Genomic DNA, 19,025 nt, shown 5'->3' with positions numbered 1-19,025 from the left:
TTTGCTTATACCGGAAGCCCGCCACCTGCAAAACAGGTTATAATACTCGTCGTTGCTTATCTTTTTCATGATGCAACTATACGATGTTTGCACCAGCTATGAAATATGGGGTTTATCGGACGGATACTTTTGATTTTCTCTTGTGTCTCTGTCCAAATTTCATTCATTATCTGCACAGGTCTATAAAACCAAACAATAGGAATAAACCAAGTCCAAACCGCCATCGATTCTTTGTGTTTTATATAAGTAATTCCAGCTCTATGTAAGTTTCCATACGCTCTTCTGAACCAGTTCAAAAAGACAACAACCGAACCTATATAAAGTCCGAATTGAACAAGTCCAATTATTCCTTGTAATAAATCACTTATATTTGCTTCTTCTTCGGAAACGTATTCCCCAATTTGAGCATTTTTTAGTATTTGCAGTTCATTATAGCCTGACAATAGACCAATTAATGTTAGTCCAGTCAGAACCCAAAATACAGTCAATAGAGTTTTTGCTCTTTTGGAATTGTCTTTAATTTCAATTTTCTTTTCTTCTTGTTGATTGATTTCGGTTTCGTTCATTTGTTTCAAATTTGGTGGTAACACTTGTATATACCCAACTCCCCTTTTACGCTATTGCGTCTATATCTTCTTTGTCCACAGGGGTATCGGGGGGTTCAGGTACCAAATTAAGGATTTCGTCGATCGAATCCAGTGGACTCTCGATATTTTTGTTCGATATGGAAAGAACATGCGTATAGATTTCCGTGGTCTTACTGCTTTCATGACCCAACAGTGTCTGCACATACCGCAGGTTTGTCCCCTGCTGTAGTAAATGCGTCGCAAACGAGTGCCTAAGTGTATGTACCGTTGCCCAGGGGTTGGAATTGCTCTTTTCCACCGCCCTCCGGAATACGGCCTGTATGCTGGTGGCCGAATATTGGCCACCGTCCTGTCTTTCAAACAGCCAGTAGCTGGGCAGCGATAAACCGTGCCGGAAATATGATTCTATTAAAAACAGCATTCATAATTTCCACCATGACTCCGCACCCGCAAGTCCCGATAACCAGACTGCTGACTACAACGAACCGGATAATCATTAACACATCAGACGGGATCCGGGAGCAGGAAATGCATGGCCTGTTTTCCCGCTTATGAAAATCCCGTCAAATAAATGACCCAAGCAATTCAAACGCTGCTCAAGCATGGCCACAAACCCTTTATCCAAAAACAGTCTACAACCGGCCTCTCAAAATCCCCAAGCCCCACCTTATACCCACTAAAACTAAAAAACATTTTTCAATTTAAAAATCCCCTGTTCACGGTATTTTTTCTGCATAAGGCATTAAAAATCATTATTATATATTTAAATAACCATACAAAAAAGATAAACCTACCGGTACCGCCCATCTAAAAATCCCCTGCTGCCTATTTTTTTTGCCATTGATCAAGGGTGAAATTTTTGATAAACATGGGCGCCAAAGAAACCCTTTGATGACCACTTAAAGCAAGAGACTAAAATTTCCTATTTCGCAGTGACGAATTTTCCCGTCATCGCATGAAGCGGAAACCTATCGGTATAATTGACAAAGACGTTGTCCGTGCTGACGGGGCAGGTAGGTTACTTTTTGACCTGCAGCAAAAAGTAACAAACGAAATGGGGAGGAGCCAAGCAGCACTAAAAACCGGCATTGCAAATGCCTGGGATAGGTGGATGACCGATACAATCTTCAACCAGTAGGGGTAATTAAAAATCTTTGGGTAAATCGGGATCCTTGGCTACTGAATCCACAATGTCGGAAGCAGTGTCGAAACGTTTTTTCTGGAAACTATAAATAAGATAAAATAATGCCGGAAGAATCAAAATACTGCCCGCCAATAAAGCGATGCCAAGCGCAGTTAGCGTGGAATCCCCTGCTGTATGGGCGTCCAAAGAAAAGGTTTGGCCTTTCATGATGACAAATGCAGGAAAATACGCATAAAATAAGGCAAAAAGAATCATGGTCACCTGAAACCCCGCCACCACCCGGGCAAAGACATCATGCTTTTTCCGGATCATAAACCATAATACCGGCAACGAGATCGTGGCCAAAACCAGAGAAAGGATACTTAAGGGATGTTGAAGAAAAGTTTCCAATAACCTCATCCCTTCCCATTCAGAAGCTACAAAAACCAAAGCTCCTGCCAATACGGTAGAGAAATTGAAGTATATGGCGGTTTGCCGGAAGTATTTCCTGTCCAGCTCATTCTCTGCTTCTCCGATCAGGTAGACACAGGCTAAAAACCCTGCAATACCCACTGTAAACAACCCGACACTCAATGGAAAATACGATAACCACGGCCGGATATAGCCGTCCAGAAACCCTTCTGCTTCAGGGTCTATGTTTCCTGAAATCACCGTCCCCGCAATGATTCCCAAAAATAGGGGAGTCAAAAAAGAGGAATAGATATAAATGGCATTATAAAGCCTTTGCAGATTGTCGGATTCAGGGTCGTAATGTCTGAATATAAAAGCAGTTCCCCGGGCGATAATCCCCAGGAGCATGAGAGAAAGTGGGATGTGGAGATAGATCGACAGTGTGGAATAAATTTCAGGAAAACCTACAAAAAGGATGACAATGGCAATAATCAGCCACATATGGTTGGCTTCCCAGATGGGACCAATAGCCCTATAAGTTAAAAGCCGGCTTTTTTCTTTAAAGCTTTTAGGGCTGAAGAGTTCAATTATTCCCGCACCGAAATCCGCCCCTCCAAAGAGGATGTAAAACAACAGGGAAACATATAAAAAGGCGATAACTACATAAGTCATGGGATCAGGGATAAGTGGGCAAATTGTGCTCTTTTTTATCCAATTGACGGACCTGCCGGATCAACAAAACCGTGACAATAGCACATAGAGACAAATAAACAAAAGCATAAACCCAAAAAGAATAAACGATGCCACGCATAGGTGTTAACCCGTCCCTGGTCTTCATAACTTCATAAATGATCCAGGGCTGCCTCCCAACCTCCGTGACCACCCAGCCTGCTTCTACGGCAACAAATCCTAAAGGGGTCATCATCACCAGAAGGGTCAAAAACCACTTGCTTTGAAGATAGGCTTTCTTTTTCCACAAACCGAAAATCCCAATAATCCCTACCACCAATAAAAGCATGCCTATTCCCACCATTAACTGAAATGCAATATGTGTAATCAAGACAGGAGGACGGTTCTCCTCGGGGAATTGATCCAGACCGGTCACTTCAGCATTTGTGTCCCCATGAGCCAGAAAGCTTAGTCCACCAGGAATCCTGATGGCATAAGAGACGGTTTGTTTTTTTTCGTTCGGCCATCCGCCGATGACCAATGGTGCAGCTTTCTCCGTGTGGAAATGAGCTTCCATGGCAGCCAATTTTGCCGGTTGCCGGGTAGCCACATCCTTGGCTGAAATGTCTCCGCTTACAGGCTGAAGAATGGCAGCGATTGCACCAAATGCCAATGCTATTTTTACCGCTGTCCAATGCAGTTCCTGGTTTTTGCCTTTTAACAGCAATAAAGCATGGATTCCAGCCACAGCAAATCCCGTAGCCACAAATGCTGCCAGCGTCATGTGCAAGGATTGTGTAAACCAGGCATCATTGAACATAGCGGCTATAGGGTCAACATTTAAAAATTCCCCATCTATGTAATCAAACCCAGAGGGAGAATTCATCCACCCATTTGCAGCCACGACCAATATACCAGATAATAACCCGCTGACGCCCACTACTACCCCTGTCCACCAATGGAACCAGGGATTGAATTTTCCCCATCCATATAGGAAAAAGCCAATAGCAATCGCTTCAATGAAAAAAGCCGTGCCCTCCAAAGAAAAAGGCATTCCGAAAATAGGCCCAGCATGGAGCATGAATTGAGGCCAAAGTAGTCCCAGTTCAAAAGAAAGCATGGTTCCGGACACAGCTCCTGTGACGAAGAAGATCGCCACTCCTTTGCTCCAGGCAACCGTGAGTTTTCGATAATGTTCCTTTTGGCTTTTCAGGTATTTGTAGTGGGAAAAGGCCATGAAAAAAGGCATAATCATGCCAATACAGGCAAAAATAATATGAAATCCCAGGGAAAGGGCCATCTGTGATCTGGCTGCAAAAAAATCATCCATAGTCTGAGGCATTAAACGGATATTTCTGTTATTAAAATTAATGAATTTTTATTGCGGATCATGTTCCCGCAGAAAAAATATTCCAAGGCCGCTATTCCCTCCCTACCGGAGGCAACATGCCTGCGGTAAAAATACCCGGATGCTCCTACCACTTATACAAAGCCGATAACCGATAATGCAGCCTGATGGAGATTTCGAAGCAATCCCCTGTGGACCGTGTAGAGGAAGAGACTGCTTCCCCGGCTGGATAACCTCCTCATCGTGACAAATTTTTTCGTCATCGCGAGAAGCGGCAACTTTTCTGTGTAATTGACGAAGACGTTACCCGCACCGAAGCGATCCCCTGACATGAGCGTATACCTAAGGGATTGCTTCTCCGCCACGGGCGGATCGCAATGACGGGCAGTCATCATCGTAAGAAGCAATACCATATCGCCCGGTTTACCAAGGTTGGCCGGGATTTTCTTCTCCCAGTACCGAAGACGGCTTTCCCCGGCTCGGAAAAACGCCCTTCCCGCCTTGCAGATTTAGCGCGTTAAGAAATTTAAGCAGCGGGGGCAAGGGCACAGGCATCCCCGATAGTTATCGGGAGACGAGGTTTTTTGGCAGCAGGCACAGCAAATTTGGTTGTGATCTCATCCAAAAAAACCGAGGAGTTTGCCTGTGTGCGGGTGGCCTTAAATTTTAGCGCAAAAGATGCACACGTGTGCGCCGCGGCGTAGCGGCGGGGTTTTCCCCGTCCTGGCGGGGCAGGTCGGTTACTTTTTTGACCTGCAGCAAAAAAGTAACAAACGGAATATGGAGGAACTAAACATTCCATTTTTTAACAAACGTGTACAAGAAGGGACTGCTTCCCCGGTTGGCCGGGATAACCTCCCCGAAATGACGAACCTTTCCGTTATAGTGGGAAGCGACAACCCGTCCCCGGCACTTCCGTGTCCCGTAGACCTCCCGGTGATGTCCCCATGATGTCCCGTACATTCGTTAGTCTTTCGCTAAAATCCAAGAAACCCTTGTACTTTTCCGGGAACCATCCATGGCAGCCGGGAGAAGCCGGCAGGAGAAGGCGAAAAAATCCGCTTTATGCCCTGACCATGATGCGGTCCCGGCCCTTATCTAAGGGGCCTGCCGGGCACGCCTTCAAAAGTCATTTGTACGGGAAGTATCTTACCCTCTTCATCAAACTCCATTTTATCTATACAGGTCACCCTATGGTTATGGTGGGTTTCCTCCAATGGCCTTCTGTGGTAGACGATATAATATGCCTCTTCTCCAGGGATCTTCAATACGGAATGGTGCCCGGCTCCCCTGCCTATTTGATCGTCCTGCTCCAAAATAACACCCTCCCGCTCAAAGGGGCCGAAGGGGCTGTCCGAAACCGCATACGCCACCCGGTAATCCGGCCCGGTCCATCCTCCTTCTGACCACATAAAATAATACTGGTCATCTTTGATAAACATAAAAGGTCCCTCCACATAATCCCGGGGCGTGACCTCCTTGTAGATTTCCCCATCATCAAAAGGTACAAGTTCTTTAAAATCGTCGCTCAACTTCACCACGTTACAGTGACCCCAGCCGCCGTAGTACATATAAAAGGTGCCGTCTTTGTCCTTAAAAATGTACTGGTCTATGGGCTGTGCCCCGTTCACGATCTCATTGATCAGGGGTTTGCCCAACAGATCCTTGAAAGGCCCTTCCGGGCGGTCCGCCACGGCGACGCCGATGCCCCCAACTTCGCCCTCATGCACATCATTGGCGGCAAAGAACAGATAATATTGGCCTGATTTTGAGATGACACCCGGGGCCCACATGGCCGTTTTTGCCCATTTTACCTCGGCGGTATCGATTATCCTTTCATGCTTGGTCCAGTTGACAAGATCCGGTGAGGAAAAAGCATCCATAAACACCTGCTTTTCGAAAGCATCCGAGTAAGTCGGATAAATCCAATAAGTATCCTCATATACGATGGCCTCAGGATCAGCATACCAGCCCTCAAAAACCGGATTTCCTGAAAATCCGGTTTCCTTTTTTTTACCGTCTTTTCCTGTATGGCTTGTACAAGAAGCAATCATTGTGAAAGCGCAAAAGTAAAGTAACTTCATTTTTAATATAATGTGTCAATTCAATGTCCGGGGCAATATAAACCCTTTTGGTTTTATAAAAAACCATTGAAATCATAAAAAGACTTTACATCAGGGTAAAGGATTTTAAGCCGGAATGGATTTGAAAAAAAACAACAATGCATCCCAACCTCTTCTGCCAAAACCTTGGCCTGGTACAGGTCTTTTCCGGATCTTTCGGTATAAACATGGTCAATTGCCATTTGTTCACCTTTTCCCATTCAATGCTCCCCGAATACCGCGTGAATGAAAAAAAGGGAGCGGGGGCTTTGAGTGCTCCCGTCCCCTTCACCTTTTTCTTACGACCATGCCCGTCTTTGGCCTCCACTAAAACAGCATTCTGTCACTAGGCTCCCTTGATCATTGTAAAACCAATACGAGAAGTCAGTAGATCTTCGTCTATGATTCAGTTAAGGAGACAAACTATTAAATGGAAAAAACGTTTTCAAGCTAATACTGCTTTATTCAATTAACATTTTTTACTATTTTTGCTATATACAAAAAACATATATGGAGCATTTATTTGAGAAATCATATCAAAAGTTTTCACGGGTACCCACGCAATTTAGAAGATACCTGATTAGGCAAATAGACTGGAACAGTCGCCTGATCGGTATAAAGGGTGCCCGCGGTGCAGGAAAAACAACGCTATTGCTTCAATATGCAAAGGAGCATTTGCCCGTGGGCAAACAAACCCTCTACGTAAGCCTGGACGACCTGTACTTTACAGCCAATAATCTGGTGGATTTGGCAGACACTTTTGTAAAGCAAGGAGGAAAATTTCTATTGTTGGACGAGGTACACCGTTATTCCAACTGGTCACAGGAAATCAAAAACATATATGACGACCAACCCGACCTGAAGGTTGTTTTTACCGGATCTTCGATGATGCACCTTGACCAAGCTACGGGTGATTTGAGCCGCAGGGCGGTTATGTACGAACTCATGGGACTTTCTTTTAGAGAATATCTTAGTTTTACAAGGAAAGACGAGTTCAACGCCATATCTTTTGGAGACCTGTTAGCTTCGCACACCACTATAGCAATGGAAATAACGGGGCGATTACATCCTTTGGAGCATTTTACCGATTACCTGCGTTATGGCTATTATCCTTATTTTGTGGATTCTCCGAAGCTATACTGGCAAAAACTTTCAGAAACCATATCTCTTGCCTTGAGCATAGACCTGCCTTCCTCTCAGGATATCAGTTATGCCAGTGTGGAAAAAATCCGTTTGTTATTACACATTATAGCTGAATCGGTGCCCTTTAAACCGAACATCAGCAAACTCAGTGAACGCATTGGTATAAGCCGCAACAGTCTTGTTCATTTCCTAAGGCATCTGGAAGCACTCCGCATCATAAAAAGTCTATATGCCGATACAAAAGGTATAGGTAGCTTACAAAAACCTGAAAAGGTCTATTTGCACCATCCAAACCTTCAATATGCCCTGGCCAGGGAAAATAGCAACATTGGAAATGTCAGAGAAAGTTTTTTTATCAATCAGGTCGGGACTGTTTCACCGTTGCATTACACCAAAGAAGGCGATTTTTTCATAGACGGTTATACGTTTGAAATCGGAGGCAGCAAAAAGACTCAAAAACAAATCAAGCACCTCGAAAATGCCTTTGTCGCGGCAGATGGAATTGAAATAGGACATGCCCACAAGATTCCCCTGTGGCTTTTTGGCTTTTTGTATTAGCAAAGCTGTTCAAGGGTATCTCATTTCAGGGATACACAAATTGTGAACAACAAATCCCTGCTCCTTATTCACCACTACCCTCTTCACCGGATAATAAATCAAGCAGCAGCTTGTCAATTACCTCTCCAGCTCCGCATACACCGGCAGGTGATCTGAGGCGTAGGTTTCCTCTATGGTGTGATGGGTTTTTACCTGAAAATAATCCTGGGGAGAAAACATAATAAAATCGATGGTCCTGCGCGGATTCACTACCGGGATGGTGGGAGGACAATCTGCACGGCAGGTACGGGTGAAATGCTGATCAAGGTGGTTGATCGTCTCACTGCCGGGTGTGGTATTAAAGTCTCCTGCCATGATCACCGGCAGCCGCTCGTCTTCAAAAATTTCCGTGATCTTACGGGCCTGCATCAAAGCATTCGAATCACTGCTGAAGTCCAGATGCGTACTCGCAAACTTGATCCTTTCCCCACCCGGCAGGCTTACCGTCACCACAATCACGGCGCGGGGTTCCGTACCCTCTTCATAGGGCAAAGGATAGCCCTGGCTTTCTTCTATGGGGTATTTGGACAATATGGCGTTTCCATACTCGCCGCCCTGATGGTCTATGGATTTGAAAAAATAATAATGCATGCCGGTCTCCTCCGCCAAAGCCTTAGCCTGGTGCAGGTCTTTTCCGGATCTTTCGGTATGAACATCCACCTCCTGTAACGCCACCAGCTCCGCGCCGCTTTCAGTGATCACCCTTGCAATAGCAGGAATATCTATGAATCCGGGACGGGAAGGTGGATTGGCATGATGGATATTGTAGGCCAAAACTTTCAAGGTATGTTTTTCTCCTTCTGTCTCTTCATGGGATTGAACAGGTCTTTCCGAGGCCGCTCCACAAGCCCACAAGCCGAAAAGTGTGCCAAAGAAGATAGAAATCCCCAAAAATATTTTCGCGGTATATGTTATCATGTCTGTTTGTTGGATGAGATTCCTAAACTACTGATTTTAATTTTTTTTTGTATATCAAAAAGACAAACTTTATTAAAAGACGTTCGTCCTATCCGGAAACAGGCAGCCGGAAATCTGCCGGCTGCCTATGGATTCCCTACCAACCCTGATTTTGGGTAAGATTCGGATTTCTGTCACGCTGCTGCAACGGAATCGGCCACAGATAATGCTTCGGATCCTCAAAGGTTCTTCCCGACTGGAAGATGATATAACCCTCCTCATCGGTCCTCACACTCTCCACATCCTGCTGACGGATGATAAAGTCCTTTTTCACCCCTTTGATATCCTGCGCCAGGATTTCTCCTTCCTTTCTTCTTAAAATATCAAAATACCGCTGTCCCTCCAATACGAGCTCTATTCTCCGCTCTCTTTTTACCTCTTCTTCCAGATCCAACCCCCACGCTTGGATCTCTTGGATATCCATCGGGTGCATGCCTACCCGTTCACGGATTTTATTGATGGTGATATCTAGATCTCCCTGCGTCAACGTTCCTTGAGCCAGTTTGGCTTCCGCGTAATTGAGCAATATTTCGGCATATCGCAACAGGATAATATCGTTTTGGTCCCTGTTATAGGTCGGAACAGCGCTTAGCGCACAATATTTTTTAAAGTAATAACCGGTGACCGTTACCGATCCCTGTCTGTCGTTGTTGAATTTGGGTGCAGTGAAGATGTCATTGTTGGTATTGTCGGGGTTACCGTCTTCCCTGCCGCCCCACTCGTCTCCCGGCAACAAAATGGTCATCGCCATTCTGGGGTCCCGGTTTTCAAAGATAGCTTCATAGCTGGTATCATCATATAACGGCGATTGTTCTATGGGTCTGCCATCCACGCACAGATAAGCATCAATTAAGGATTTTGTCGGATTCCACCTGGATGGTTGGTCAGGCACATGTATTTCCCTGCTCAGGTTATGCATGCTGATGTCGGTTGTATAAATCCTCGTAAGCATGGTTTCCTTGTTGCTTGGGTTTTGCGAAGCCTGGCCTTCTGGCTGGAACAGCTCAAAATAATCCGGATACAATTCATAAACCCCCAAATCCATCACCGCCTTAGCGGACTCCTCTGCCACGTCATACCTATTGTAAAACAAGGCGACATTGGATTTCCATCCCAAAGCCGCTCCCTTGGTAATCCTTCCGTATTCCGCACTGGAATAGGAGGTGGGCAGATCGGCAGCCGCAGCCTCCAATTCGTCCAGGATCCAATTCACGATTTCCATCCGGGAATGCCGCTCACCATACAATTCCTCATCGCCCACATTCAGCGCATTGGTAATGAACTGGACATCACCATAAAAATAAGTCAGATAGCTGTAGAGGTAAGCCCGCATAAACCTCACCTCGGCGGCATACCTTCTTTTTAATTCCTCATTGGTCATACTGGCTCTTTCGTAGTTTTCCAGAAAGTGATTGCACCTTCTGATCCCCGCATAGGCATCAGACCACTCGGTATTCAAGGTAGATAAATCATTGTTATAGTTACCGGATCCGATCAATTGATACTGGGTGAGCGTAGGCCATACGGTATTGTCCGCAAGGTTTTCCAAATCCACCATATTTTTGCCTTTCAGGTAAGCATAGGTGGCGTTGACCGCCAACTCAAGTTGCTGCTGGTTTTGCCAAAAACCCACATCCGTGATCGCATCCAAAGGTTCACGGTCCAAAAAATCATCATTACAAGCCCAGCCACAAACACACAGGAGCATCAAAATTACTTTATCTATATATTTTATTTTCATGACAATTCAGGTTAACGTTTACTTAAGATTGATATTCACGCCCATTACATAGGTTTTGACCTGTGGATAAAAGCCACCCCGGGTAAGAGGGGATTCCGGATCGTAACCATAGAAAAAATTGGTCCTGGTGAGAAGATTGTCTCCGGAAAAATACACCCGGAGCCTGTTGATCCGGTATTTCTGAAGCAGACTTGGAGGAAGGGTGTAACCTATTTGAAGATTTTTTAACCTAAGGTAGGACGCATCTTCGAGCCAGTAGGAAGACACCCGCATATTGTAGGTTTCACCGTAATTGAACCTGGGATAGCTTGCTCCGGGATTATCCGGGGTGTACCTGTCCAAATGTATCTCCTGGGGATACATGGAGTTGTTCATAAATGCATGTCTGGCATTTTCATACACATATCCCACAGCTTTGCCCACTCCTTGAAAGAAAATGGCCAGGTCAAAACCTTTCCAGGTAAAGTCTCCCCTGAAGGAATAAGTATACCTGGGAAAGGGATTACCGAGGACTTGCCTGTCGTCTTCCATCGTGACACGGCCATCACCGTTAAGGTCTTCATAGACCAGGTCGCCGGGGGCATACCGGTTTCTCTCACTGTCAAAGACAGGAATTGTGGGATTTCCGGCCTCATCAAAATCCGAAGGCTGTGCCAGTCTGTTGGCCACCAGCCCATAAAATGAGCCGATCGGGTAGCCCACTATATTTACCTGCGTGCCAAAAGCCGGTGGCGTGTCTCCCATACTCAGTACTTTGTTTTTCACATCGGAAACCTGCGCATTTAGCCGGTAAGTAAAATCCCTTATCTGGTCACTCCAATTGACGTTCAGCTCCCAACCCTTATTTTCAACTGCCCCGGCATTGATGTCACTTTCTGTGATTCCCAGTACGGAAGGCTGGGGGACTCTCAGAATGATGTCTTTCGTTTGCTTGTTGAACCAATCGGCCGTTACGGACAATTTTCCTTCCAGAAAATAAAGGTCCAAACCCAGGTTCAACATCTGGACGGTTTCCCAGGAAAGGTTGGGGCTGGAGGACACGGTCTGCGCAAACCCCGCTGTGCGGTCGTTCCCGATGGGCATGGTGCCGACGCTGTTGAGTACCGGTACATAGGCGTAGTACTGAGAATAAGCGGGCATGGAGCTTCTCAGAAATTGATTCCCCAATCCCCCGTAAGAGGCTCTGAATTTACCGTCGTAGATCACCTGTTGTATGCCTTGTAAAAAATCCTCGTCGGTAAACCTCCAACCCGCGGATGCAGAAGGAAAAAATCCGAACCTGTTGTCTTTTGCAAACCGGGAAGAGCCATCATACCGGCTATTGATTTCCAGAAGGTATTTTCCTTTATAATCATAGTTAATCCTTGCTATACCGGACCTCAGAGCCCAGTGGTAGGCATCCCCGCCGCTTGTCTGAAGGGGGTTGGTACCCAGGTTGAGGGCGGGAATATCGATGTTGATGAAATCCCTTCTGCCACCGATATGGGTTTCATATTCCTGCCATTCCTGCTGAAAAGCCAACAAGCCCCGGAGGCTATGGTCTCCCCATTGGTTGGAATAGTCCATTTGGGCCAACACATTCTGGTACCGTGTCACATGGTCTCTCATGCTCATGGAATTTTCCTCCACGTTCGCCCATAAGAAGGCATCTGTATCCGGATGCCGGTGTTCCACCCTTTTTACGAATATGCTTCGCTTGGAATTGGTCATCACCATGCCGTATTGCCCCTTCACATTGAGGTTTTTGTGCAGCTTGATGTTACCGGTAAAATTTCCGGTGAATTCCTGTGACGTCAGGATGTTGCTGCCCCCGTCGGTAGCTATGGCCACAGGGTTATTGGCGCCCCCTCCATAGCCCCATTCTCCGTTGGTGTACCTCACGGGTACCAAAGGACTGATTTGCAAAGCCCCTTGTATTACCCCGCCTGTGGCAGAGGTGCTCCATTGGGGTTCTACCGTGTTCCTATCAATGTAGCCTATATTCGCAACCACATCCACCACATCCAAAAACGTGGTATTTAACTTAAGCCGGATGTTGTTCCGTTTGGCACTGAAGGCATCACCTACTACCAGCCCTTCCTGATCCAGGTAACCGTAAGAAAGGAGATAGCCAAGGTTATCCCCCCCTCCGGTTATCGAAACCATGTGGCTTTGTTGTGGGGCATAATCCTTGAATATGGCATCTATCCAATTGGTATTGGCAGAAAAATTAGGATCGGTGCCATCAATTACCCGCTGAATGTCCTCCTCTGTATAAGTATCAGACCGTCCGCTGTTGCGCATGGCCTCATTCTGGAGATGCATGTAATCCACCGACCCGAGGAACCGGGGCATGGCTGTGGGCTGTTGGACGCCATAATAGGAATTAATGCTGATACTGGGAGATTCGGCCCTTTTACCTGATTTGGTGGTGATAAGGATGACCCCATTGGCGCCTCTGGAGCCGTATATTGAAGCCGATGCCGCGTCTTTCAATACCGAAATGCTCTCAATATCATCGGGATTGAGGATGTTCATGTCTCCTTCTATCCCATCGATGATCACCAGAGGGTTTTGATTGTTGATGGTACTTAGCCCCCGGATCCTTACCGACCCCGGTGTTTGTCCCGGCATGCCGGAATGGCTTTGGACGGTGACCCCGGGCATCATGCCCTGCATCAGGTTGGCTATGGAAGTCACCGGCCGGTTTTCCAGGTCCTCGGAAGTCACCATTTCCACCGCTCCCGTGAGGTTAACCTTCTTTTGCTCACCAAACCCGACGACCACAAATTCATCCAATTCCCTTGCATCAGTCAACAAATAAATGGAAAGCGCAGTGGTATTTCCCAAAACCACTTCCTGCTCAGCAAAACCTATCGAACTGAATACCAGTGTCTGCCCAGGCTCGGCTTCCAGTGAAAAATTCCCGTTCTCATCGGTAATGGTTCCCGAGGAGGTGCCTTTGACCAAAACCGTCACGCCGGGCAGCGATTCGTTGGTCTCTCTATCATATACCACCCCGCCATATCTCTCCAGAAGGTTTTCATCCAAAACCGGTTTTTGGTTTTTCATCCTGACGGCGATCATATTGTTGATTTGAAGAAATTTAAGCGAACTGCCTTTGGAAATCATTTCCAATACTTCCTCCAGGTCATTATCCGGGGCATCGATATTCAACCTGATTTTTCCTGGCCTGATGTCGTTTTTATAAGTAAACATGAACCCCGTTTGATCCTCGAGTTCTTTGATAACGGTCTTCAGACTACTGTTTTTCACCTGAAGAGAGACCCTTGCTTCTTTCATGTTTTGGCCGGTGGCCGGTTCGGCCATCATCATGCCTGAAGCAAAACATAAGAGCATTACACTGTAGCATAGTCTCATAAGCCAATGACTTACTTTTTTTAGTAAACTAGTTTGCATACTTTTGTAGAAGTTGTTTAAGAATAATTAGACAATAGAAAGCCCGGCCGATTGAAAAACCGGTGATGCAAGGGGTTTCGTGAATCCATGCAGAAGTGCCGCCACACTTCTGCATTTTTTCAACAATGGCCGGAGATCATAATGATGTTTTCCTTATAGCGATAGTTTAGGTTTATGGAATATTTTAGTATTTCAAGAATGTTCTTTAAAGACTCTCCTTTTTGCTTTAGGGTAATTTGACAGCCGTCAAAATCTTCCGGACGCCACTCAAAGCTTACGCCGAACCATTTTTCCAGCTCCACAAGCAACTCATTGAATGCGACATCTTCAAAAAAGAGATAACCTTCTGTCCAAAAGGCAATGGTTTCAGGATCAACATTTGCTAAATGCCAAGCTTCATTTACACGGTCCCAACTGACCTGCTGCCCTGCCACCAGACTAACCGGCGACTCATTCTCTTCAACCAATTCCACAGCAACCTCCCCTGACTTTACACTGACTACCTGCTGGTTTTCATCCGGTCGGTATTTGATATTAAAAGAAGTCCCTACCACAGAGGTTTTGATAGTTCCACTGATCACTTGAAAGGGGCGTCCATGATCCGGGATGACGTCGAAGAATGCTTCACCGGTAATTTCCACCCGCCGGGTCTTTTCGTCAAAATATTCCGGATAAACAATCGTGCTTCCCGAATTGAGCCTCACTGTGGTTTCGTCCGGTAGGACAATGGTGGATTTCTGTCCAAAAGCGGTGGTCTTGGTGATCATGGAAACTGGATGATCGGTCATCTTAGAATAAAAAGTGTTTTTAAGTAAGATGGCAGCCACCGTGACCAACAAAAAAGTGGCTGCGATCCTGAAGAAACCTATCAACGGCCTTTTTGAGCCGGATTCCATCGCCAATCCCTGATGAACCTGCCCCTTTATTTTTTCCCAGGATTGCTCCTTATCAAAAGACGGATAAGCCTGGCTTGGATACAATTCCCTTTTATAGCTTTCAAACGCTTTTCTGAATTCAGGGTCCTCTTCCAGTCTCAGACGGAACCGGGTGATTTCTTCATCCTTTAGCTCATCAAGGAGATATTTGTTGAAATAAGCTACAAAATCCTGATCCATTTTTATGTGTTTACCTGTTGATGACACATAAAATCCCTCCCGGTACTATCCGCAATTAAAAAAAATCAAATTTTCAGTTTATCTTTTAAACCCTTGATGGCAGCGCCTAGTTGGTTTTTTACGGTATTGGGGGAGATGTTGAGGGCATCGGCGATTTGCTGATTGGAAAAACCTGCATGAAGTCTTAACTCCAATATGATTTTTCTCCTCTCGGGCAGCCCATGGGTATACTCGTCCATACGCTCCTGAAATTCCCTAAACTCCATCTGCTCCTGTGGGCTCAGCTCAGTACTGATTAAAATTTCTTTGTAATCCTCCATGTCTGCTTTCAGGTTTTTATGATCGCGGATATAATTCAGGGTGGCATTTCGGATACTTCGATAAAAATACGCCTTAACGGAAATTTGAATCAAAAGACTATGTCTTTTCTTCCACAACTTGACAAAAAAATCCGACACAATTTCCTCCGCGGCCTGACGGGACGGATAGTGTAAGAACACAAACCGGCAAAGGGGATCATAATATTTTTGAAAGAGGAACTCCAAGCCTTTTTCCTTATCCTTCTTTAATAACTCCAATGCCTTTTTGTCCTCCATATTGTTTATTTTCACCAAAGGTAACCTGACATCTTTGGCATCCTTTTGCTTTCCGGTTAAGAAATCATTAAAATTCCGCAAACAATGATTTAAATCAAAACGAGGTTAAAAATATATAAACAATACGATTTATGGAAAAAATAAAATTTTTTTCTACGTAGAACTATAATTGCCAATGAATCAAACCCACCATCTTTTCACTATGATCAATTATAATAACAGGAAATTCAGAATAGTCCACAATTCTGTAAATGGCCAACTCGACCATGATTTCACCTTTCACTATTACCAAAAGGACAATATCGTCTATTCGGATTACAGCGGGGGAAACATAAAAAAGGGACATTTGTTGGGTACGGTAGAGGCCAACGGCAGGATCAATATGAGTTATCATCAGATTGATGTTAATGACCATATCAAAACAGGAAGATGTACCTCTGTTCCCGAAATACAGGATAACGGCAAAATAAAGCTCACTGAAAACTGGCAGTGGACTTCCGGGGAGGGGACGGCAGGGACTTCAATCCTGGAGGAACTTTAGGCACGTGGAAAGCATTAATGGGAAAAAAACAAGGAGGCTGACCTTTTCAAGCCAGCCTCCTTCGAGTTAAGTCTTATTTCTCTGGAACGGTCCACAGATAAATGGTAGCACCATCCACCCGCCGGGTTTCCTCGGGTTCCCAATCCCCCATATCAAAGGCATGTGAAACCACCCTGGTACCTGGTTTAAGTTGCTCTAACAAAATAGGCCTCAATTTTAGATTAAGGGAATTTAAAAGATAAAGCGTCACCACTGAAGCTTCGCTGATATCAGATGAAAACAGGTTGGCTTCGATAAACTTCACCTTGTCCGTGACACCTGCCTGCTCTGCATTCTTATTGGCTTCACGGATGCGCTCGGGGTCAATGTCGATCCCCCTGCCGGTAGCTCCGTATTTCTTGGCGGCGGTGACGACAATTCTGCCATCCCCACAGCCCAGGTCATAGACCACATCATCCCCGTTCACTTTAGCCATTTCCAGCATGGCTTCCACTACGGATTGTTTGGTGGGAACATAATGGACATCTTGGGCCATGGACCCAAAGGAGACACCAAAGACTATCAGCAGCGTCCCACATAAAATTTTAATGGTTTTCATTGATTGTTAAGGTTAATTGGTTAGCATATAAAATTTAAAATTCATTCACTTTTAATCCGGTATTTTCCACAAATATAGGACATGTTTTCTACCGTCCGGTCCCATAATTTCTTTGGTGAGGTCCGGCTCCCAGTCACCCATGTCGTAATTATGAGAGACAATCTTTGTTCCCGGTGCCATCTTTTGTATACGCGGGCGGAGCTTGAGATTTACCTCCGGAAACAGGTACAGGGTGAGCACACTCGCCTCGCTGAAATCCACTTCAAATACATCCCCCTCATAAAAGCTTACTTTGTCTGTGACCTCGGCTTCTTTGGCATTCTTAATGGCTTCTCTCACCCTTTCCGGATTCAGATCAATTCCTATTCCTCTGGCACCTACCGTTATGGCCGCTCTGATAGGGATACGCCCATCTCCGGACCCCAAGTCATATAGCACATCCTTTGCGCTGACACCGGCCATGTCCAGCATCTCATCCACGATGTTTTCCGGAGTGGCCACATAAGGCACATCCAATACAAAAGAGGGCCTGTCTTCCTGGGCCTTGAGCGGTGTACAAAATACCAGAAATATCCAGAGCGATAAATATGTATACTTTTCGTTATTCACGGTCAATCCCTTTTTTATTGAAATAAAGTATCATCACACCGACCAAAAGGACCCCTATACCTACCATGGCCCCCCATCCGGTATAAACTATACTGGAATATAACAAATAAAGACAGGTTAAACAGAACAACACGGGCAAAAAAGGATACAAAGGTACGCGAAAAGGCCGCTCTGCCGCCGGTGCTATTTTACGCAGCCTGAAAAGGGCCAGACCCACCAAAAGAAAAAAGAACCAAAAAACCGGAGCTGTATATTCCACCATGGTCTCAAAACCATCTCTGGAAAACAAACCCAAACTCACCAAGAGCAGGGCGATCAAACCCTGTGCAAGCAGGCTGTTGACAGGACCCAAAGAGGGGGACTTCCATTTTCCCAAAATGGAGAAAATAGCAAAATCCCTTCCCAGCGCATAATTGGAACGTGCTCCCGTAAAGATGGTCGCATTGGCCGAAGTGAGTGCGGCGATAGCCACCAATATGGAAATCAGCACCATCCCCCCTTCCCCAAAACTCAATCTCATCAGGTCACCGGCAATGGCATCAGATGAAGCCATCCCCTGCATGCCCAACCCTCTTAGATAGGCCAAATTAATGATCAAATAAATTACCGTGATAATCACAATACTGATAATGAGGGACGAGGCTATGAGTTTTCTCCCTGAACGCAGTTCCGCTGAAACATAGGCAGCTTCATTCCAACCGCCAAAAGTCAACAATACGAATACCATGGCAAGCCCCGTGGATCCGCCTCCGCCCGGCGCGGCATCCGCCACCTCAATAGATGACGAGGGAGCAAAGAAGAAACCGGCCAACACCACCACCAATATGCCCAAAACTTCCAGAGAAGTCAGTATTTTTTGGGTGTAGGCCCCCGCTTTGACCCCGAGAATATTGATACCTGTCAGTACCAGGACAGTAAAAGCCGCGTAGATAACGGAACTGTAATCACCCAGCGAAAATACCTGACTGGCATAGTCGCCAAAAATAAAAGCCAGTAACGCTACGGATCCGGTCTGGATAATGCTGATTCTTGCCCATGCAAATAAAAAAGCCAACCGCCGTCCGAAAGCCCTCAGGATAAAATAATAATCACCCCCTGTGTTGGGAAAAGTGGTGGCCAATTCCGCATAGCACAATGCGCCGATAAGAGAAACCGCTCCTCCCATTATCCAGTAAAGGATAAAATGAAAACCACTGGCTGAATTGGCCGCTACCAGCGAAGGGATCCTGAAAATACCGGCACCGATTACAATGCCCACTATCAGCGCTATCACGTCTATGGCTTGAAGATTGGGCTTGGGCGTATGGGTTCTCTCCGCTACATTTTTTTTGACAGTGGTCATGGGCTAATTGGGAGTTGGCTAGGTCAGAAGCATAAATTTAAATCATTCTTTCTAAAAATCAGGCTCTCCTCACGACTCAACACATGCTTTTAGTAAACGTGCTGATCAATAATTAGTTATAAAAAATCAGGTTTTTATTAAAAATTC

16 protein-coding genes are annotated in these 19,025 nt (G+C 45.6%); 3 read left to right on the top strand and 13 right to left on the bottom strand.

Annotation, left to right across the window (positions count from 1 at the left end; translation table 11 throughout):
* Positions 1-65: 65 nt before the first annotated feature.
* Both ACFPFU_RS23400 and ACFPFU_RS23395 read right to left on the bottom strand, forming a co-directional pair.
* A complete protein-coding gene (locus tag ACFPFU_RS23400; protein WP_377068744.1) occupies positions 66-566 on the bottom strand; it encodes a DUF4328 domain-containing protein in 501 nt (166 codons plus the stop codon).
* A gap of 46 nt (positions 567-612) precedes the next feature.
* Positions 613-1,008, bottom strand: coding sequence for a tyrosine-type recombinase/integrase (locus ACFPFU_RS23395; protein WP_377068742.1), 396 nt, complete (start codon positions 1,006-1,008; stop codon positions 613-615).
* A gap of 534 nt (positions 1,009-1,542) precedes the next feature.
* Between ACFPFU_RS23395 and ACFPFU_RS23390 the strand changes: the two genes are divergently transcribed.
* Positions 1,543-1,725 carry a hypothetical protein gene (locus tag ACFPFU_RS23390; protein WP_377068740.1) on the top strand — a complete coding sequence of 61 codons (183 nt, stop codon included), beginning with the start codon at positions 1,543-1,545 and terminating at the stop codon, positions 1,723-1,725.
* A gap of 6 nt (positions 1,726-1,731) precedes the next feature.
* Here ACFPFU_RS23390 and ACFPFU_RS23385 read toward each other — a convergent pair whose 3' ends face one another.
* The 3 genes from ACFPFU_RS23385 to ACFPFU_RS23375 all read right to left on the bottom strand — a co-directional run bounded on the left by ACFPFU_RS23385 (position 1,732) and on the right by ACFPFU_RS23375 (position 6,192).
* A complete protein-coding gene (locus tag ACFPFU_RS23385; protein WP_377068738.1) occupies positions 1,732-2,793 on the bottom strand; it encodes a cytochrome d ubiquinol oxidase subunit II in 1,062 nt (353 codons plus the stop codon).
* Between the two features lie 4 nt (positions 2,794-2,797).
* Entirely contained in the window at positions 2,798-4,120 is a 1,323-nt protein-coding gene (locus ACFPFU_RS23380; RefSeq protein WP_377068736.1) for a cytochrome ubiquinol oxidase subunit I, read from the bottom strand.
* A 1,112-nt stretch (positions 4,121-5,232) separates the two neighbouring features.
* The gene (locus ACFPFU_RS23375; protein WP_377068748.1) at positions 5,233-6,192 is read right to left on the bottom strand and encodes a glycoside hydrolase family 43 protein; all 960 of its coding nucleotides are present in this window, start codon (positions 6,190-6,192) and stop codon (positions 5,233-5,235) included.
* Between the two features lie 558 nt (positions 6,193-6,750).
* Between ACFPFU_RS23375 and ACFPFU_RS23370 the strand changes: the two genes are divergently transcribed.
* Positions 6,751-7,941: an ATP-binding protein gene (locus ACFPFU_RS23370; RefSeq protein ID WP_377068734.1), complete on the top strand. Its 1,191-nt coding sequence runs from the start codon at positions 6,751-6,753 to the stop codon at positions 7,939-7,941.
* Positions 7,942-8,058: 117 nt separating this feature from the next.
* On the opposite strand, the gene ACFPFU_RS23365 is transcribed toward ACFPFU_RS23370, so the two are convergent.
* The 5 genes from ACFPFU_RS23365 to ACFPFU_RS23345 form a co-directional block, all read right to left on the bottom strand.
* A complete protein-coding gene (locus ACFPFU_RS23365; protein ID WP_377068732.1) occupies positions 8,059-8,898 on the bottom strand; it encodes an endonuclease/exonuclease/phosphatase family protein in 840 nt (279 codons plus the stop codon).
* A gap of 136 nt (positions 8,899-9,034) precedes the next feature.
* Entirely contained in the window at positions 9,035-10,678 is a 1,644-nt protein-coding gene (locus tag ACFPFU_RS23360; RefSeq protein WP_377068730.1) for a RagB/SusD family nutrient uptake outer membrane protein, read from the bottom strand.
* A gap of 18 nt (positions 10,679-10,696) precedes the next feature.
* Positions 10,697-14,077 carry a SusC/RagA family TonB-linked outer membrane protein gene (locus tag ACFPFU_RS23355; protein WP_377068728.1) on the bottom strand — a complete coding sequence of 1,127 codons (3,381 nt, stop codon included), beginning with the start codon at positions 14,075-14,077 and terminating at the stop codon, positions 10,697-10,699.
* A gap of 119 nt (positions 14,078-14,196) precedes the next feature.
* A complete protein-coding gene (locus ACFPFU_RS23350; RefSeq protein WP_377068726.1) occupies positions 14,197-15,192 on the bottom strand; it encodes a FecR domain-containing protein in 996 nt (331 codons plus the stop codon).
* Positions 15,193-15,257: 65 nt separating this feature from the next.
* Positions 15,258-15,869 carry an RNA polymerase sigma factor gene (locus tag ACFPFU_RS23345; protein WP_377068724.1) on the bottom strand — a complete coding sequence of 204 codons (612 nt, stop codon included), beginning with the start codon at positions 15,867-15,869 and terminating at the stop codon, positions 15,258-15,260.
* Between the two features lie 121 nt (positions 15,870-15,990).
* Here ACFPFU_RS23345 and ACFPFU_RS23340 point away from each other — a divergent pair, with 121 nt between their 5' ends.
* Entirely contained in the window at positions 15,991-16,329 is a 339-nt protein-coding gene (locus ACFPFU_RS23340; protein WP_377068722.1) for an avidin-fold protein, read from the top strand.
* A gap of 73 nt (positions 16,330-16,402) precedes the next feature.
* Here the strand turns inward: ACFPFU_RS23340 and ACFPFU_RS23335 are convergent, their stop codons facing one another.
* Genes ACFPFU_RS23335 through ACFPFU_RS23325 form a run of 3 tightly spaced genes read right to left on the bottom strand, consistent with a single transcriptional unit; the run spans position 16,403 to position 18,878 of the window.
* Complete coding sequence (locus ACFPFU_RS23335; RefSeq protein WP_377068720.1) at positions 16,403-16,927, bottom strand: SAM-dependent methyltransferase; 525 nt, start codon at positions 16,925-16,927, stop codon at positions 16,403-16,405.
* Positions 16,928-16,978: 51 nt separating this feature from the next.
* Positions 16,979-17,536: an SAM-dependent methyltransferase gene (locus ACFPFU_RS23330; protein WP_377068718.1), complete on the bottom strand. Its 558-nt coding sequence runs from the start codon at positions 17,534-17,536 to the stop codon at positions 16,979-16,981.
* On the bottom strand, positions 17,529-18,878 hold the full coding sequence (locus tag ACFPFU_RS23325; RefSeq protein WP_377068716.1) for an APC family permease: 1,350 nt from the start codon (positions 18,876-18,878) through the stop codon (positions 17,529-17,531). Before ACFPFU_RS23325 ends, ACFPFU_RS23330 begins: the two co-directional genes overlap by 8 nt.
* Positions 18,879-19,025: the final 147 nt, after the last annotated feature.

The organism is Negadavirga shengliensis, assembly GCF_042652345.1.
GTDB lineage: Bacteria > Bacteroidota > Bacteroidia > Cytophagales > Cyclobacteriaceae > Negadavirga > Negadavirga shengliensis.
Note: the sequence above shows the minus strand (reverse complement) of the source record. Positions and strands in the feature narration are given on the sequence as shown.

Coding starts and splice junctions, on each gene's coding strand:
- ACFPFU_RS23400 (WP_377068744.1), bottom strand. CDS start 566: ATGAACGAAACCGAAATCAATCAACAAGAAGAAAAGAAAATTGAAATT.
- ACFPFU_RS23395 (WP_377068742.1), bottom strand. CDS start 1,008: ATGCTGTTTTTAATAGAATCATATTTCCGGCACGGTTTATCGCTGCCC.
- ACFPFU_RS23390 (WP_377068740.1), top strand. CDS start 1,543: ATGAAGCGGAAACCTATCGGTATAATTGACAAAGACGTTGTCCGTGCT.
- ACFPFU_RS23385 (WP_377068738.1), bottom strand. CDS start 2,793: ATGACTTATGTAGTTATCGCCTTTTTATATGTTTCCCTGTTGTTTTAC.
- ACFPFU_RS23380 (WP_377068736.1), bottom strand. CDS start 4,120: ATGGATGATTTTTTTGCAGCCAGATCACAGATGGCCCTTTCCCTGGGA.
- ACFPFU_RS23375 (WP_377068748.1), bottom strand. CDS start 6,192: ATGATTGCTTCTTGTACAAGCCATACAGGAAAAGACGGTAAAAAAAAG.
- ACFPFU_RS23370 (WP_377068734.1), top strand. CDS start 6,751: ATGGAGCATTTATTTGAGAAATCATATCAAAAGTTTTCACGGGTACCC.
- ACFPFU_RS23365 (WP_377068732.1), bottom strand. CDS start 8,898: ATGATAACATATACCGCGAAAATATTTTTGGGGATTTCTATCTTCTTT.
- ACFPFU_RS23360 (WP_377068730.1), bottom strand. CDS start 10,678: ATGAAAATAAAATATATAGATAAAGTAATTTTGATGCTCCTGTGTGTT.
- ACFPFU_RS23355 (WP_377068728.1), bottom strand. CDS start 14,077: ATGCAAACTAGTTTACTAAAAAAAGTAAGTCATTGGCTTATGAGACTA.
- ACFPFU_RS23350 (WP_377068726.1), bottom strand. CDS start 15,192: ATGGATCAGGATTTTGTAGCTTATTTCAACAAATATCTCCTTGATGAG.
- ACFPFU_RS23340 (WP_377068722.1), top strand. CDS start 15,991: ATGATCAATTATAATAACAGGAAATTCAGAATAGTCCACAATTCTGTA.
- ACFPFU_RS23335 (WP_377068720.1), bottom strand. CDS start 16,927: ATGAAAACCATTAAAATTTTATGTGGGACGCTGCTGATAGTCTTTGGT.
- ACFPFU_RS23325 (WP_377068716.1), bottom strand. CDS start 18,878: ATGACCACTGTCAAAAAAAATGTAGCGGAGAGAACCCATACGCCCAAG.